Source organism: Paenibacillus sp. tmac-D7 (genome assembly GCF_006519665.1).
Taxonomy (GTDB): Bacteria; Bacillota; Bacilli; order Paenibacillales; family NBRC-103111; genus Paenibacillus_G; species Paenibacillus_G validus.
The window spans coordinates 21,306-37,777 of sequence record NZ_VIDW01000033.1; the positions used below are offsets into that span (position 1 = coordinate 21,306).

Here is a 16,472-nt window from a genome sequence, read left to right on the forward strand (position 1 = left end):
GATTCTCATCATTTTATATATAAAAAATTTATTGAGGTGAGCAAATTGAGAAGAAAGTTGTCCATGTTTGTACTTGTTGTGATGATGGCGGTATTTGCCGTCGCGTGCGGAACGAACGGTTCGTCAAACGCCGGCGAAGCGGCCAAAACGACCGGGTCGGAGCCGGCTAAGGCGCCGGCAGTCGAAGAGCTGACGATCAAACATCAGCTCGGCGAAACGAAGCTGAAGAAAAATCCGAAGAAGGTCGTGGTGTTCGACTTCGGCGTTCTGGATTCCCTCGATAAGCTCGGCGTCGAAGTGACGGGCGTGCCGCAAGCGAACATCCCGCCTTACCTGGAGAAGTATAAAGATGCGGCGAAGTATAAGAACGTCGGCAGCTTGACCGAGCCGGATTTCGAGAAAATCAACGCGATCGGCCCCGATCTGATTCTCATCTCCGGACGGCAGCAGGCCGCTTATGCCGAGCTTTCGAAGATCGCGCCAACGGTGTTTGTGGGCGTCGATAACAAGCGTTACATGGATTCGTTCACGGAGAACATGAAGACGCTCGGAAATGTGTTCGACAAGCAGGCAGCTGTGGATCAAGAGCTCGCGAAAGTGAACGAGACGGTGAAGAAAGTGAAAGACGTTGCATCGGCCAGCGGCAAGAATGCGCTGATCGTACTGGCTACCGGCGGTAAATTGAGCGCATATGGCCCAGGCTCCCGTTTCGGACTCATTCATGACGTGCTCGGCTTCAAAGCGGTGGACGACAAGATCGATTCTTCGACGCCGCACGGCCAAAGCATTTCACCGGAATTCATCGCCGAGAAAAATCCGGACTACTTGTTCGTCGTCGACCGCGATGCGGCAATTGCTTCAGGTAACGCGGCCGCCAAGCAGGTGGTTGAGAACGAGCTGGTGAAAAATACGAAAGCGTTCAAGGATGGTAATATCGTGTACCTCGATCCGAACTACTGGTACTTGTCGGGCGGCGGGTTGGTCTCCGTTGCAGGCATGGTGCAAGAGGTGGAGAAAGGCTTGAAGTAATTGGATTGGAAGGCCGAGGCCGGGACTAGCTCCCGGCCTCTTTGGCATGTGCGGAAGTGCCGGAAATGTTCGGTGCGGAGACGATTTTGTTGAACTGCGCTGCGGACGAGCGGGTGGGTGTTCGGACGGATTGTGGAGCCGGCAGGCGCGGATAATAAGAAGGTAATTTTTGGCTGGGAATGGGTGAATCATGGTACAATGAATAAGACTGGCGCTTATCGGCGCGAGCCCGCCAGGAGCAGGTTCAGCAGTACGCGAAGGCGTCGGCCATCAAGCTTTCGGCCGGCGCGTTGGAGCGCATCGAATGCCATTTGAAATAACGGAGGGGAACCGAGTGAATTATCGTCAATTGGGAGATACCGGACTGAGGGTCAGCGAAATCAGCTTTGGCACATGGGCCATCGGCGGAAGCTGGGGTCAGAAGGACGACAAAGAGTCTATACGGGGCTTGGAGCGCGCGATGGAAGCGGGCGTCAACTTCTTCGATACGGCGGATGTGTACGGCGGCGGACACGCGGAGGAACTGCTCGCGCAAGCGACTCGCGGCCGGGAAGACGACATCCACATCGCGACGAAATTTTGCCGCGCCGGCGACATCCACGATCCGGCTACTTACTCGGAGCAATCGGTTCGCGCTTACTGTGAGAACAGCTTAAAACGGCTGCGCCGCGAGCGGATCGATCTGTATCAGATTCACTGTCCGCCGCTGGCCGTGCTGCAGGACGGTCAGGTGTTCGAAGTGCTGCGCCAGCTGCAGCAGGAAGGAAAAATCCGCCATTTCGGCGTCAGCGTCGAAACGGTGGAGGAAGGCTTGTTCTGTCTGAGCGTCCCCGGCGTCAAAGCGCTGCAAGTCATCTTCAACCTGTTCCGCCAGAAGCCGGCCGAAGTGCTGTTCCCGCAAGCGAAGCAAGCGGGCGTAGGCATCCTGGCGCGACTTCCGCTTGCGAGCGGTCTGCTGACCGGCAAATTTACGGAGAGCAGCACATTCGAGGCGGACGATCACCGCAGCTTCAACGCGAACGGCGAGCAGTTCAACGTTGGTGAAACATTCGCCGGCCTGCCGTTCGACAAGGGCGTAGCGCTGTCCCGGAAGCTCGCATGGATCGCGGAAGGACGCGGGAATATGGCGCGGGCTTCCATGCGCTGGATTCTTGAGAATCCGAACGTCACTTGCGTCATTCCGGGCTTTAAGAACGTACGGCAGGTGGAGGACAATCTCGGCGCTTCGGGCGCAAGGCCTTTTTCGAAGGAGGAGCTTGCGCGCCTGCGCGCCTTCTACGAGCAGGAAGTCCATGCGTTTATTCGCGGAGCTTACTAAACCGGATACACCAAGCTTTAGCCATGACTGAAACCGGAAACCGGAGTCTTCTCCGGGTACAGCAAGCAACCGTCCGCGATCCGGGCGGTTGCTTGCTGTAGGGGGGACTGGGCTATGGTGTCCGCCGGCTGCTTGATCGCATGCTGGTCTTCGTCGGTCATGCAGTACATAGGAATGCCGCCATGCGGGATCTCGAAGCCGGGAGACCGTTCGGCATTTCGCCCGCTTGCGGACAGGAACAGTGCCCGTCTATCGCGGGAACGACCTCAGGGCTGCCGGGGGATGCAGCCGTCGTCGCCAAATAGCTTGGCTTGTCCGCGCGCTTTGGCATACAATAGAAGGATTCAATCCGAAGGGGAGTGAGCAGATGCGGTATTTGGAAAATGAACGACGGTACGAGACGATGGTTTACAATCGGAGCGGGGCTAGCGGGTTAAAGCTTCCGGCGATATCCTTGGGCCTGTGGCACAATTTCGGAGGCGGCGACAGCTACGAGAACGGACGCGCGATGGTGCGCCGGGCGTTCGATCTCGGGATTACGCATTTTGATTTGGCCAACAATTACGGGCCGCCGGCCGGTTCGGCGGAGGAAACCTTCGGGCGGATTTTGAAGCAAGATATCGGGCATCTGCGGGATGAAATGGTCATCTCGACCAAAGCCGGTTATTACATGTGGCCGGGGCCTTACGGCGACTGGGGGTCCAAGAAGTATTTGATTTCCAGCCTCGATCAAAGCTTGAAAAGGCTGAACCTGGACTACGTCGATATCTTCTACCATCACCGGCCGGATCCCGAGACACCGTTGGAAGAAACGATGGCCGCGTTGGACCTTGTTGTTCGTCAGGGGAAGGCGTTATACGTGGCGCTTTCCAATTACTCCCCGGAACAGACACGGCAAGCGTCCGCGATCTTGAAGTCGCTGGGTACGCCCTGCTTGATTCATCAAGTGCGGTATTCGATGCTGGAGCGTAAGATCGAGGAAGGTCTGCTGGACGTGCTGGAGGAAGAGCGGATCGGCTGCATCGCGTTCTCGCCGCTTGCCAAGGGGATGCTGACGGACCGCTACTTCCAAGGCATCCCCGCGGATTCCAGAGCCGCCGGGGCTAGTATCTTCTTGAAGCCGGAAGAGCTGACCGAAGCGGTGATGGCGAAGACGCGCCAGCTGAACGAGCTTGCCGGTCGGCGCGGGCAAAAGCTGTCGCAAATGGCGCTCGCTTGGGTGCTTCGCGGTGGAAAGGTAACCTCCGCCTTGATCGGCGCGAGCAGAGTCAGCCAAATCGATGACGCAGTCGGTACGCTTGCCAATATGGCTTTTACGGACGAGGAGCTTCAGCAGATAGACAATATCTTGAAAGGCTAAATTCGAAAACGCCCTCCGAACGTTCACTGAACGGTCGGAGGGCGAAGTCGTGTTATGGCCTGTGATGCCATTCACCGGACATCCACGCGCTTGCTTTCCAGCGAAGCACGTCCGGTGTGGCCAGATGCGCGATTTCCTTCAAAAATTCGAGCTGTTCGATGTCGGACATCGGCTGGAAGCTCCGGGCGACGCTTAAGTTTCGTTCCAGCTGCTCCATCGTTTCCATGCCGACAATTGCGGTCGAGATCGGCAGCGAAAGCGTATAACGAAGCGCTTGTTCGTACCAAGGCGCCAGCTTGCCGAGGGCGAACACCTTCATGCCGATGACCGCGACGCCCTTCTCCTGCGCTTTGGGGAGAAATTCGTGAGCAAAGCTGTAGATGAGATGGTCCGCCGCAGATAGCGCGACAAGCGCGCTATCGAACGGAAACCGCTCAATCGCTTCGAGCTGGACACGCGGATTCGTGTGTCCGCTGATGCTGAGCTTGCCGACGAGCCCTTGTTCTTTCGCTTCCCGAAGCGCTTCGAGTGCGCCGCCCTTGGCGAAGCATTGCTCCAGCTCTTCGAACGTCATGATGTTATGAAGGCGCCATTCGTCGACGCGGTCCGTTTGCAGCCGCTTCAAGCTAGCCTCCAGAAGCTTCCAGGAGCCGTCGCGGGTGCGGTCGTTCGTTTTGGTTGCGACCCACACCTCACTGCGGCGATGCTTCAGTACGAGGCCAAGCCGCTCTTCGGACTGCCCGTTGGAGTAGCGCGGCGCCGTATCGAAGTAGGTGATGCCCTCGTCGATGGCACGGTTAATGATGCGAACCGCTTCTTCTTCCGTGCAGCCGTGTTCGTCCACTATGCGCTGCGCGCCGAAGCTGAGGAGCGGAAACCGTCGTCCGGTCGCTCCGAAATCCCGTTGTTCCAAGCGTACTCACTCCTTCAATTATTTTGAAAAAAATGGGTGTTGTCCGTATGCTATCCTATCTTCTTCGAGAAAGCAACAGGGGAGAGGGGAAATGCTTGGATGCGCGCGCATGTTTACATGATTTCCCAAAATGACCGATTGACAGCGAAAATATGACCGTTTATAATCGTTATATATATAAAACAATCACAAACGATCGATTTTGTGATCGAATCGTCCACAAACAAGCAAATGGAGGGCGAACCCATTGTTCGGAGAAGAACGAAAAAATAATATTTTATCGTTAGTGGAAGAGAAAAAAAGCGTCGATGTGCAGGAATTATGCGAATTGTATCAAGTTTCCGAATCCACGATCCGCCGGGACTTGCGGGAGATGGAGGAGGCCGGGCTGCTGAAGCGTACGCACGGAGGCGCTATATCCGTGAAAAGCGTCATGTTCGAGCCGTCTTTCTCGGAGAAAGAAATTTCCCGCACCGCTGAGAAGAAAGCCATTGCGGCGAAGGCGGCGGCGATGATTCGCAACGGCGACACGATATTGCTTGATGCAGGCACGACGACGTACTACATGTTTCGCGAATTGGAAGCGTTTCAGAAGTTGACGGTTGTGACCAACTCGATCATTTTGCCTCAAGACGTCAACCTGCCTCTCGGCATCGAGCTCATTGTCCTGGGCGGCGCTTACCGCGCTGGCGTCATGTCGCTCGTTGGTCCGTTCGCCGAAAGATGCCTCGACATGATCAAGGTTGACAAAGCGTTCATGGCGACCAACGGCATGGATTTGAAGGAAGGACTGACGACCCCGAACTTGATGGAAGCGGATATTAAGCGCAAAATGATTCGCCGCGCGGACCGCGTCATTCTGCTTAGCGACAGCAGTAAAGCGAATCAGGTCAGCTTCTCGCGTTTCGCCGATTGGAGTGACATCGACGTCTGTATTACCGATGCCGGAATGCCCGGTGAATTCATGGAGGCATTAACGGCGCGGGGGATCGAGGTTTATGCGGTTGAGGCCGGGAAGGAGCTCGGAGATGGGTAGACAACAGGTGGTAACGGTCACATTAAATCCGTCGATGGACAAAACGGTGCTATTACCCTCCCTCCAGGTCGGAGGCTTGAACCGAGCTGAAGAAATTCGGCTTGATCCCGGCGGCAAAGGGATTAACGTGGCGCGCATTTTGCAAAGCTTTCAGGTTCGCGTGACCGCGGTCGGATTTCTGGCAGGTACGCTTGGCTCGCGCATCAGGCGGGAGCTGGAGGGAATCGGCATCCGCACGGAATTCGTTGAGGTGGCTGGGGAAACGCGCACGAACATGAAGCTGGTGGACACCTGGAAGCGGGTCACGACGGAGATTAATGAGCCGGGCTTCGACATCGCTCCTGAAGCGTTGAAAGCGCTGAATCAAAATTTGGAAGCGCTGCTCGCGGAAACGGAAGTGATGGTGCTGGGAGGCAGCCTGCCTAAAGGCGTCGATACGCAGATCTATTACGATTACATCCGGATGGCGCACCGCTTCGGCGTCAAGACGATTCTGGATGCGGACGGCGAGGCGTTGGCTGCGGGGATCGAAGCCATCCCGTATGCGGTGAAGCCCAATCAGTTCGAGCTTGAGCAGCTGGTGGGCGCAAAGCTGGAGACGGATCGCGATATCGTCGAAGCCGGACGTTCCCTGCTGAACCGGGGCATCCGGGTTGTGCTCGTCTCGATGGGCGCGCAGGGCGCGATCGTCATGAATGAAACGGAAACGTACCGCGTCCGTCCGTTCCCGATCGAGGCACTCAGCACGGTCGGAGCCGGAGATTCGATGGTGGCCGTCATGGCGCACGCGCTGCTCGTAGACCGTCCGCTCCCGGAGCTGGCGCGCTGGAGTGCGGCGGCTGGGACGTTAACCGCAAGCAAGCCGGGAACGCAGGTAAGCACCTTCGAAGAAATTGAAAGGCATGTGAATCAGGTACAGCTTCAAGCTCTGTAAGGAAACGAAGTTATATCTTGAAGGGGGATCTCCTATGAAAAAATTGTTGGCGGTTACTTCATGCCCTACCGGAATTGCCCACACGTATATGGCTGCTGAGTCTTTGCTCAAAACGGCCGCAGAGAAAGGCGTGGAGTTGAAGGTTGAGAAACGCGGCGCGCTTGGCGTGGAGGACGAAATCACCGAGCAGGAAATCGCAGCGGCGCATGCGATTATCATCGCGGCGGATACGGACGTGGAGGAATCGCGTTTCGCCGGCAAGCCGGTCGTGAAGGCGGGCGTTGCCGAAGGCATCAAAAATCCGATCGGTCTTATCGAGGAAGCACTTTCGATGCAGGCCGTATCGCCAAGCGCTGTGGCAGGCGGCGCCGACTATGCCGCAAAGGTCGAGCGGGCGAAGCAGGAGCGCAGCGCGAAGCGTACAGGCTTTTACAAGCACCTGATGACGGGCGTATCCAATATGCTGCCGCTCGTCGTTGCAGGCGGGATTATTATCGCGCTGTCGTTCATATTCGGCATCAACGCTTTTAAGGAAGAAGGAACGCTGGCTGCAGCGCTGATGAGCATCGGCGGCGGCGCGGCATTCGCTTTGATGGTACCGGTTCTGTCGGGCTTTATCGCCTTCTCTATTGCCGACCGGGTCGGCCTGGCGCCAGGCCTTGTCGGCGGCATGCTGGCCAGTCAGCTCGGCGCGGGTTTCTTGGGGGGGATTATTTCCGGTTTCCTAGCCGGATACATCGCCCAGTGGATGAAGACGGCTGTTAAACTGCCGAAGACGCTTGAAGGCGTCAAACCGATTCTGATTATTCCGGTCTTATCTACGCTTATCGTTGGCTTGCTTATGATTTACGTAATTGGAACGCCGGTTAAATCGATTATGGACGCTTTAACGCAATGGTTAACCGCGATGAACTCGACCAACGCCGTTTTCCTTGGGCTGCTGCTTGGGGCTATGATGGCCTTCGATATGGGCGGACCGGTTAACAAAGCGGCTTACACGTTTGCCGTAGGTTTGCTGGCGAGCCAAGTATACGGCCCGATGGCGGCGGTCATGGCTGCGGGTATGACACCGCCGCTCGGCTTATGGCTGGCGACGCTGATCGCGAAGAACAAGTTCACGAAGGAAGAGCGCGATGCGGGTAAAGTAGCTTCCGTCATGGGCATTTCCTTCATTACCGAAGGCGCGATCCCGTTCGCGGCAGCCGATCCGCTGCGTGTCATCCCTTCGATTATGCTTGGCTCGGCGGTAACGGGAGCGCTGTCGATGGTGTTCGGCGCGACGCTGCACGCGCCGCACGGCGGAATTTTCGTCCTTGCGATTCCGAACGCCGTAACGCATTTGGCGGCTTATACCGCAGCGATCGCCGTCGGTACGGTGATCACCGCAGTTTCGGTCATGATGTTGAAGAAGAAAGTCGCTTAACTTTAACTTTTAATTACCAGGAGGAACCTAAAAATGAGTGCAAACGCAAACGAGTTGATTCAAACCCAGACGATCGTCCTTGACATGAACGCGACAAGCCGCCAAGACTGCCTGGAACAGCTGGCCGCCCGCATGGAAGCCGGGCAATACGTGACCGACCGGGCGCTGTTTCTTGCCGATGTGGAGGCGCGGGAGCAGCATGCGTCGACGGCAATCGGCTTCGGCGTAGCGATTCCGCACGGCAAATCGGCGGGTGTCGTGAAGCCGGGGCTGGCATTCGCCCGGCTATCCCGGCCGCTCGATTGGAACGCGCTTGACGGGCAGCCGGTGTCACTGATCATCCTGCTGGCGATTCCGCAGGCCGAAGCGGGCAAAGAGCATCTGCGCGTTCTGGCGTCGATCTCACGGAAGCTGATTCACGAAAGCTTCCGCAACGAACTGAGCGAAGCGAAGACCGAGGAAGACGTGCTGCGTACTTTGGAAAGCGCGCTCTCTTAAGAAAGCGATAAAGATCACACCGTAAGAAGAACTAGGTGGAGAGGAGTTTCACCCTATGCAATCAAGAATACTTACGATTATCAATGAAGAGGGCATGCATTTGCGTCCGGCGCAAACGCTGGCCGATGCGGCCATACAATTTGAATCGGATATTTTTCTGGAGACGGAAGGCGGCATGGAAGCGAACTTGAAGAGCGTGCTCGGCATTATTGCGCTCGGGCTGGAGAAAGGCGCTGAAGTCAAGCTGTCGGCCGACGGGCCGGACGAGGAGAAGGCGGCGGACGAAATCGCCCGCTTGTTCGAGTCGGGGTTCGGTGAGTAGGATGGGCGAATTACGCATTCAAGGTATTGGCGTTTCGGAAGGTATCCGCTTCGGCCGTGCATTCGTTTATGCGCTGGCCGGAGAGGGGCGGGCCGCTTACGCGGAGCGGATCGAGCCGGACCAGGTGCCCGCGGAGCTTGAGCGGTTGGAGCAGGCGAAGCGGCAATCGGTTGCCGAGCTGGAAGCGATCATCGCGAAGTCGGAGCTGACGCTGGGCAAAGAGAAGAGCGCGATCATTCAAGGGCAGAAGAGCTTTTTGAACGATCCGGCGTTTTATGGTGAAATCGTCAGTCAGGTTAAGCGCAAGCAGGCATCGCCGGAGAAAGCCGTCGAGACGGTTGTCGCCCAGCTTAGCGCGGTGTTTGAGAAAATGAACAATGCGTACGTGAAAGAACGCATTCACGATATTAAAGACGTGGCGGAACGGCTGATGTCGCATCTTCAGCAAGTGTCGTACCCGGATTTGTCGTTTATTCAAGAACCGGTGATCCTGGTCGCCGAAGATTTGACGCCTTCGGTTACGGTGCAGCTCGACAAACGAACCGTGCTCGGATTTGTCACCCGTATCGGGGGCCAAACGACCCATACGGCAATCTTGTCCCGCTCGCTCGGCATTCCGGCGGTTGTCGGCACAGGAGAGGCGTTCGCCGCCTTGAAGCATGGCGACGAGCTGATCCTGGACGGCACGGAAGGCGTCTGCATCGTGTGTCCCGATGCCGCGACGACCGCAAACTACCGTGAGAAGTTCGAGCAAGAGCAGGCTGCAGCCGAGAAGCTGTCCGCATATCGCGGGCTTCCGGCCCGCACGGCGGACGGCACCACAGTGGAGCTGGCGGTTAATGTAGGCATGCCGGAAGAGATGCGCGAAGGGATCGCGGAAGAAGCGGACGGCGTCGGCTTGTTCCGGACCGAATTTCTGTTCATGCACGCGGACGGCTTTCCGGACGAAGAGGATCAGTTTCGTGTCTACCGGGGGATGGTGGAGCAGTGGAATGGCAAGCCGGTCGTCATTCGGACGCTGGACATCGGCGGAGATAAGGAGCTGTCCTACTGGGACCTGCCGCACGAGGACAATCCGTTCCTCGGTATGCGGGCGATCCGGCTGTGCCTGCACGAACGCGAGCTGTTTAAGACGCAGCTGCGGGCGATTATCCGTGCCAGCGCGTTCGGCTGCGTGAAGATCATGTTCCCGATGGTGTCCTCGATGCAGGAGTTTCGGGAGGCAAAGGCGCTGGCCTTGCAGGCGATGCAGGAGCTGAAGGCGGCTGGAATCGCCTATGACGAGAAGCTTGAGCTTGGCATCATGGCTGAAATTCCTTCCGTCATTCAACTTGCGGACCGGTTCGCCAAGGAAGTCGATTTCTTCAGCATCGGCACGAATGATCTGGTGCAGTATACGTTGGCCGTCGACCGGATGAACGAGAAAGTCGCGCACTTGTACGATTATTTCCATCCGGCGGTGCTGCGCTCCATCCGCAGCTTGATCGACGCTGCGCACCGCGAAGGCAAGCGGGTCGGCATGTGCGGCTCGATGGCCGGGGATCCGCTTGCCGCCCCGCTGCTTCTGGCCATGGGCTTGGACGAGTGGAGCATGGACGCGGCGTCCGTCGCCAAGCAAAAGTTCGCATTGTCCCGGCTTCACGCCGAGGAGTGCCGCGCCCTGCTGGAGCGGGCTATCGACAGCGACACGGCTGCGGAAGTACGCGGGCAGGCGAAGGATTTCTACGAGACGAAGTTCGGGGCCGAGGAGCAGCGCCAGCCGGGTTAGGCGGAGTCGGAAGGGCTGGGCGGCGCATGCAGGGTGGGCGTCGCAAAGCTTGAAGGAGCTGCAGATTGGCCCGCCCGATGCGGTATTTTGCGGTAAAAAACAGCAAACGTCTGCCGGTGAGAATAGGAATGCGTGTACATCATGATTTGTAATTCGATTCCAGAGCGGTGTCCGGCGAGCATGCAGCGTGCGAGCGGCATGCTGTTTGCCGGAAGCGAGGCACCGCTTGCAGGACCTGAACAGCTGGTCCACGTCAAAAACGCCGTTCCTTCGCCAATTTGGCGGAGGGGCGGCGTTTTTGGCATGGCGGCATACGTTACCCGATCTTCAGTGCGAATAGAGCATCCTCGTTCAGCTATTTGGTGCGGAGGCGCTGCTACTCCCAAGTCGCCTTCATCTTCGAGAAAAAGTGGCCGATCGCCATCGATGCGGCGCCGAGCGCGGACGATGCCATGCCGAGCTGCGAGTAGGCGACGGAGGTGTGCTTGCGGTGGAACGCGAGACTGCGCGTGTCCAGCGACTCGTGGATGCTATCGGCGATCCATTCGCTCGCCAGCGACATCCGGTTGCCGATCACGATCAGCGCTGGATTGAACACGTTGACGAGGTTGGCGATCCCGATGCCGAGCCAATGTCCCGTGTCCGCGAACAGCTCGCGCACCCCGGTCACGTCCTGTTTGGCCGCCGCCAGCAGCGCGTGCAAGCGGGGCGTTGGCTCGTCGCCCAGCCGGAGCTTATTCGCTTGAAGCAGCAGCGCCTTCTCCGAGGCGAACGTCTCCCAGCAGCCGCGGTTGCCGCAGCCGCAGCGGGGCCCGTCCTGCGCGAGCATCATATGCCCGACTTCGCCGGAGAACCCGGATACACCGCGGTACAACGCGTCGTTCAGTATGATGCCGGCGCCGATCCCGATGCCGACGCTGATATAGAGCAGGTTCGAGACGGCGCGACCGGCGCCGAATTCTTTTTCCCCGAGCGCCCCGGCGTTAGCTTCGTTATCGATGGACACCTCCAGGCCGAATTCCGCCTGCAGCATGTCGCGCAGCGGCACGTTCTCCCAGCCGAGGTTCGGGGCGGACAGCACCCGCCCTTGATCGTCGACAAGTCCGGGCACGCCGACGCCGATGCCGACGATGCCGTAAGGCGAGGGAGGCGCCTTTCTGATCAGACCGTGGATCGTCCTCTTCAGCTTGTCCGTCACGGCTTCCACCTCGAGATCGGCGATCTCGATCTTCTTCTCCTTGACGATCGCGCCGCTCAGATCCGTGATCATCGCGAGGATGTAGTTGACCCCGAGATCGACGCCGATCGCATAACCGGCTTGTTGGTTGAACAGCAGCATCATGGGCTTGCGGCCGCCGCTCGATTCGCCGAGACCGGTTTCGGTAACGAAGTGCGCTTCGATCAATTCGCTCACAAGCCCCGAGACCGTCGCTTTGTTCAAACCGGTTTTGGCCGAAATGTCGGCGCGCGAAATCGGAAACTCGCGCCGGATCGTATCGAGCACGATATAGGTGTTTATTTTTTTGATAAGCTGATGATCGCCGGTAATTTTCATACGAACTCCTTACGAACTTGTTGTCGATTTTCTCCATCATACCACGTTTTCACAAAAAGAAAACATCAACTTACTTTGTTTACTAGACAAACTAAGTTGAGCATGTTAGGATAAAGGAAAGCGTTGCCAATTCATCTCCAACCGATAAGGAGGACTTATCCATGGCTTATTTTAATACGGTGAATCGCATTCAGTTTGAAGGCAAACAGTCCCGGAATCCGCTCGCATTCAAGCACTATAACAAGTCGGAAGTCGTGCTCGGGAAGACGCAGGAGGAGCATCTTCGCTTCGCAGTGGCCTATTGGCACACGATGACCGGCGGCGGCAGCGATCCGTTCGGCGCGGATACGGCGATTCGGCCGTGGAACGGGTACAGCGGGCTTGACCTCGCGAAAGTCCGCGTTGAAGCGGCATTCGAATTTTTCACGAAAATCGATGCCCCGTACTTCTGCTTCCATGATCGCGATATTGCGCCGGAAGGCCATTCGTTGAAGGAAACGAACGAGAACCTCGACGTCATTGTAGCGCAAATCAAAGAACACATGAAAACGAGCGGCGTGAAGCTGCTGTGGAACACGGCGAACATGTTCTCGAACCCGCGTTTCGTTCACGGGGCGGCGACGACGTCCAATGCGGAAGTGTATGCCTATGCGGCTGCTCAAGTGAAAAAAGGTCTGGAAACCGCCGTGGAGCTCGGCGCTGAAAACTACGTGTTCTGGGGCGGACGCGAAGGGTACGAGTCGCTGCTCAATACGAACCTGGAGCTGGAGCTCGACAACCTGGCGAGGTTCTACCATATGGCGATTGCGTATGCGAAGGAAATCGGCTTTACCGGCCAATTCCTGATCGAGCCGAAGCCGAAGGAGCCTTCCAAGCACCAGTACGATTACGATGCGGCGACGTCCATCGCGTTCCTGCAGAAGTACGGCCTGGATCGACACTTCAAGCTGAACCTCGAAGCGAACCACGCCACACTGGCCGGCCACACCTTCGAGCATGAGCTGCGCGTCGCGCGCATCAACGGTATGCTCGGTTCGATCGATGCCAACCAGGGCGACCTGCTGCTCGGCTGGGATACCGACGAGTTCCCGACAGACTTGTACGCCGTAACGTTAGCGATGTACGAAATTCTCAAGAACGGCGGACTCGGCTCCGGCGGCGTCAATTTCGACGCGAAGGTGAGAAGATCGTCGTTCGAGCCGGAGGATTTGTTCCACGCGCATATTGCGGGCATGGATACGTTCGCCAAAGGGTTGAAGGTGGCGGCGAAATTGATCGAGGACGGCTTCTTCGAGAACATCGTCAGCGAACGTTACAGCTCGTTCCAAAGCGGTATCGGCCTCGACATCGTGAACGGTACGACGGACTTCCGCAAGCTGGAGCAATACGCGCTCGCCCAAGACGGCATCCGCAACAAATCCGGCAAGCTGGAGCTCATCAAAGCGCAGCTGAATGAGTACTTGTTCTCGGTGTAAGCAGCGGTATACTAGAATGAAGAATAACGAAAGCAAGGGACTGCTGCAGTCCCTTTTTTCTCAAATGACGGGGAGGATTCCAGCATGAGCTATGTAATCGGCATCGATTTGGGTACCGGTTCGGTCAAATCGCTGCTTGTCGATCAGAAGGGCATGATTTGCGGCGAAGCGTCGAGAACCTATCCGCTGCAGCATGAGCAGCCGGGGTACAGCGAGCAGCACCCGGAAGATTGGGTGACGCAAACGCTGGGCACGCTGCGCGAGCTGCTCCAGACGAGCGGCGTTCAGCCGGAGCAGGTGGAGGGAATCAGCTTCTCCGGGCAAATGCACGGGCTGGTGCTGCTCGACGGACAAGGTCAAGTGCTGCGTCCGGCGATCTTGTGGAACGATACGCGCACGACCCCGCAATGCCGGGCGATTGAAGCAAAACTGGGGTCCAGGCTGCTCGATATTACGAAAAATGCGGCGCTTGAAGGCTTTACGCTGCCCAAATTGTTATGGGTGCAGGAGCACGAGCCGGAGCTGTTCGCCAAGGCTGCGGTTTTCCTGCTGCCGAAAGATTATTTGCGTTACCGGCTGACCGGCAAGCTGCACATGGATATAACCGACGCGGCGGGCACGCTGCTGCTCGATGTGATCGGCAAACGGTGGAGTACCGACATTTGCGAAGCGTTCGGCCTTGATCCGAAGCTGTGTCCGCCGCTTGCCGAAGCGATGGAGCATGTCGGCGGCCTGCTGCCGGAAATAGCCGGTCAAACCGGGCTTGCGGCGTCGACGAAGGTGTTCGCCGGCGGCGCGGACAATGCATGCGGCGCGGTAGGCGCAGGCATTGTCGGCAAAGGCGCGACGCTGTGCAGCATCGGGACGTCCGGCGTGATCCTCGCCTATGAGGAGCGGGAGCAGGACTTTGCGGGCGCTTTGCACTTCTTTAACCATGCGCAGCCGGAAGGCTTCTATGCGATGGGCGTGACGCTGGCGGCCGGTTACAGTCTGGATTGGTTCAAGAAGACGATAGCGCCGGACGAAAGCTTTGATTCCTTCTTGTCGCTTGTCGCGGAGGTGCCGGCCGGTGCGGGCGGCTTGCTGTTTACCCCTTATCTGGTCGGCGAGCGCACGCCGCATGCCGACGCGGTCATCCGCGGCAGCTTCGTCGGGCTGGACGGCTCGCATCGCCGGGAGCACCTGACCCGCGCGGTGATGGAAGGAATAACGTTCTCGCTGAATGAGTCGCTCGAACGGTTCCGGGCGGCGGGCATGGCGGTGGAGACGATCGTTTCGATTGGCGGCGGCGCGAAGAACGACGTGTGGCTGCAGATGCAGGCGGACATCTTCGGCGCGCCGGTTGTGAAGCTGAAGAACGAGCAGGGTCCGGCGCTGGGCGCGGCAATGCTGGCCGCCGTCGGCTGCGGCTGGTTCGCATCCTTAAGCGAATGCGCGGCATCGTTCGTTGCGTATGATCGCCGCTTCGAGCCGATTCCGGCGAACGTGGAGACGTATCGCGGGTTGTTCGAGATTTACAAAAGCGTGTATGCGCACACTCGGGAAATGAACGAGCGCCTCCGGGCATACCGGTAAACGTTTATTTTGAGTTCCTCCCCGAACCGTCTATAATGGAATGGAAATGACTAATGGGGAGGAGTCCTTGATATGCAGTCTCCGAATCGCGATTTGGTGCAATATTACGTCGTCAATGAAGAACTGTCGATGTCTGCGGGGAAGATTGCCGCACAGGTCGCGCATGCGGCGACCACGATGACCCTGCACGTGCTGCTTCAAGATCAAGGCTCTCACGAAACGTACCAGGCATGGCTGAATCAAGGGCAGAAAAAAATCGTGTTAAAAGGAAGCGAGCGGGAGCTGCTGCGCCTAACGGACGAAGGTTATTTGTCCATTCGGGACGCGGGTCATACGGAAGTGCCTTCCGGCTCGTTAACCGTCGTTGTTCTGCCCCCGATGGAGAAAAGCATTGCCGGGCAGAGCGTATCCGGACTCAAGTTGTTATAACGGGCGCTTATGGCCGTTGAGAAAGGAGAAACGAAAGAGATGACCGAGCCGATTGCATTGGTATTTGCCCATCCCGACGATGAAACGTTCCTAAGCGCCGCCTTGATCCGGCGACTGGCTGATGAAGGGAACGCCCCGGTGCTGCTGCTTGCTACGAAGGGAGACGCCGGGAAAAAGAACGGCGCGTTCGCTCACTTGAGCAACGAGGAGCTTGCCGAGCTGCGCGAGGCGGAGATGAGCCGGGCAGCCGATATTCTGGGGCTGTCCACGGTGGAGCATCTCGCGTATCCCGACGGCAAGCTGCAGGAGGCGGACGAAGCGGAGTTCGTTCGGCGCGTCGCCGGGTTTCTGAACCGGCACCGTTCGCCGGTCGTCGTGACGTTCCCCGAAGACGGAGGCAACTACCACCCCGATCATATGGCGATCTCGCGCATTGCGACGAAGGCGGTGCTGGACGGATGGTGCCCGCACGTAGAGAAGCTGTATTATATTTTGTCGGCTCCGCTTGCCGAGAAAGGCGTTCAGCCCGCGTTTCGTCTCGATACGGAGCCGTATTGGCCGGTGAAGGCGGCAGCCTTGCGCGCACACGATTCGCAAGCTCTGGCGATCGAGCGGTATTTCGGGCCGCTGGACGCATTCCCCGAGCAGCGCCGCTACGAGGCGTTCGTGTTGGCGTGGGAGCGGGGCGAAGCATGGCCGAAGCGGACGGAGACATGGATCACGGATCGTCTGAACTCATAATCTCAGATTCAAGGAGAAATCCCCCCATGACGCTTAGGGATGAGCGAATTCGGGGGATTTTGTGCGTTGCATTCAGGTATTGACTTCGAGTTGACT

At 57.8% G+C, this 16,472-nt stretch carries 17 protein-coding genes; 14 read left to right on the forward strand and 3 right to left on the reverse strand.

Features of this window, described 5'->3' with window-relative positions:
• Positions 1-63: 63 nt before the first annotated feature.
• Both FKP33_RS19660 and FKP33_RS19665 read left to right on the forward strand, forming a co-directional pair.
• Positions 64-1,029, forward strand: coding sequence for a siderophore ABC transporter substrate-binding protein (locus FKP33_RS19660; protein WP_127607029.1), 966 nt, complete (start codon positions 64-66; stop codon positions 1,027-1,029).
• A 334-nt stretch (positions 1,030-1,363) separates the two neighbouring features.
• Entirely contained in the window at positions 1,364-2,347 is a 984-nt protein-coding gene (locus FKP33_RS19665; RefSeq protein ID WP_127607028.1) for an aldo/keto reductase, read from the forward strand.
• Between the two features lie 17 nt (positions 2,348-2,364).
• Here FKP33_RS19665 and FKP33_RS27260 read toward each other — a convergent pair whose 3' ends face one another.
• Positions 2,365-2,517 carry a hypothetical protein gene (locus FKP33_RS27260; protein ID WP_181410220.1) on the reverse strand — a complete coding sequence of 51 codons (153 nt, stop codon included), beginning with the start codon at positions 2,515-2,517 and terminating at the stop codon, positions 2,365-2,367.
• Between the two features lie 12 nt (positions 2,518-2,529).
• Here FKP33_RS27260 and FKP33_RS27785 point away from each other — a divergent pair, with 12 nt between their 5' ends.
• Positions 2,530-2,652, forward strand: a complete 123-nt coding sequence (locus tag FKP33_RS27785) for a hypothetical protein (RefSeq protein ID WP_258313495.1) — start codon at positions 2,530-2,532, stop codon at positions 2,650-2,652.
• Positions 2,653-2,714: 62 nt separating this feature from the next.
• Entirely contained in the window at positions 2,715-3,707 is a 993-nt protein-coding gene (locus tag FKP33_RS19670) for an aldo/keto reductase (protein WP_141336134.1), read from the forward strand.
• 52 nt (positions 3,708-3,759) lie between these two features.
• On the opposite strand, the gene FKP33_RS19675 is transcribed toward FKP33_RS19670, so the two are convergent.
• On the reverse strand, positions 3,760-4,620 hold the full coding sequence (locus FKP33_RS19675; protein WP_127607026.1) for an aldo/keto reductase: 861 nt from the start codon (positions 4,618-4,620) through the stop codon (positions 3,760-3,762).
• 247 nt (positions 4,621-4,867) lie between these two features.
• On the opposite strand from FKP33_RS19675, the gene FKP33_RS19680 reads away from it, so the two are divergent.
• Genes FKP33_RS19680 through ptsP form a run of 6 tightly spaced genes read left to right on the forward strand, consistent with a single transcriptional unit; the run spans position 4,868 to position 10,601 of the window.
• The gene (locus FKP33_RS19680) at positions 4,868-5,656 is read left to right on the forward strand and encodes a DeoR/GlpR family DNA-binding transcription regulator (RefSeq protein ID WP_141336135.1); all 789 of its coding nucleotides are present in this window, start codon (positions 4,868-4,870) and stop codon (positions 5,654-5,656) included.
• Positions 5,649-6,590, forward strand: a complete 942-nt coding sequence (pfkB, locus tag FKP33_RS19685; protein ID WP_141336136.1) for a 1-phosphofructokinase — start codon at positions 5,649-5,651, stop codon at positions 6,588-6,590. The genes FKP33_RS19680 and pfkB overlap by 8 nt, the downstream gene beginning before the upstream one ends.
• 34 nt (positions 6,591-6,624) lie before the next feature.
• On the forward strand, positions 6,625-8,013 hold the full coding sequence (locus FKP33_RS19690) for a PTS fructose transporter subunit IIC (protein ID WP_141336137.1): 1,389 nt from the start codon (positions 6,625-6,627) through the stop codon (positions 8,011-8,013).
• 33 nt (positions 8,014-8,046) lie between these two features.
• Positions 8,047-8,511 carry a PTS sugar transporter subunit IIA gene (locus FKP33_RS19695; RefSeq protein WP_141336138.1) on the forward strand — a complete coding sequence of 155 codons (465 nt, stop codon included), beginning with the start codon at positions 8,047-8,049 and terminating at the stop codon, positions 8,509-8,511.
• Between the two features lie 55 nt (positions 8,512-8,566).
• Entirely contained in the window at positions 8,567-8,833 is a 267-nt protein-coding gene (locus tag FKP33_RS19700; protein ID WP_054797513.1) for an HPr family phosphocarrier protein, read from the forward strand.
• A gap of 1 nt (position 8,834) precedes the next feature.
• The gene (gene ptsP, locus FKP33_RS19705; protein WP_141336139.1) at positions 8,835-10,601 is read left to right on the forward strand and encodes a phosphoenolpyruvate--protein phosphotransferase; all 1,767 of its coding nucleotides are present in this window, start codon (positions 8,835-8,837) and stop codon (positions 10,599-10,601) included.
• A gap of 376 nt (positions 10,602-10,977) precedes the next feature.
• On the opposite strand, the gene FKP33_RS19710 is transcribed toward ptsP, so the two are convergent.
• Complete coding sequence (locus tag FKP33_RS19710) at positions 10,978-12,156, reverse strand: ROK family transcriptional regulator (RefSeq protein ID WP_141336140.1); 1,179 nt, start codon at positions 12,154-12,156, stop codon at positions 10,978-10,980.
• Between the two features lie 161 nt (positions 12,157-12,317).
• Between FKP33_RS19710 and xylA the strand changes: the two genes are divergently transcribed.
• The 4 genes from xylA to FKP33_RS19730 all read left to right on the forward strand — a co-directional run bounded on the left by xylA (position 12,318) and on the right by FKP33_RS19730 (position 16,376).
• Complete coding sequence (gene xylA, locus FKP33_RS19715; RefSeq protein WP_141336141.1) at positions 12,318-13,631, forward strand: xylose isomerase; 1,314 nt, start codon at positions 12,318-12,320, stop codon at positions 13,629-13,631.
• Positions 13,632-13,715: 84 nt separating this feature from the next.
• Positions 13,716-15,206 (forward strand): xylulokinase, encoded by a 1,491-nt coding sequence (gene xylB / locus FKP33_RS19720; protein WP_127607010.1) that lies wholly within the window; start codon positions 13,716-13,718, stop codon positions 15,204-15,206.
• A gap of 72 nt (positions 15,207-15,278) precedes the next feature.
• Complete coding sequence (locus FKP33_RS19725; protein WP_127607008.1) at positions 15,279-15,635, forward strand: aminoacyl-tRNA hydrolase; 357 nt, start codon at positions 15,279-15,281, stop codon at positions 15,633-15,635.
• Positions 15,636-15,674: 39 nt separating this feature from the next.
• A complete protein-coding gene (locus FKP33_RS19730) occupies positions 15,675-16,376 on the forward strand; it encodes a PIG-L deacetylase family protein (protein ID WP_141336156.1) in 702 nt (233 codons plus the stop codon).
• Positions 16,377-16,472: the final 96 nt, after the last annotated feature.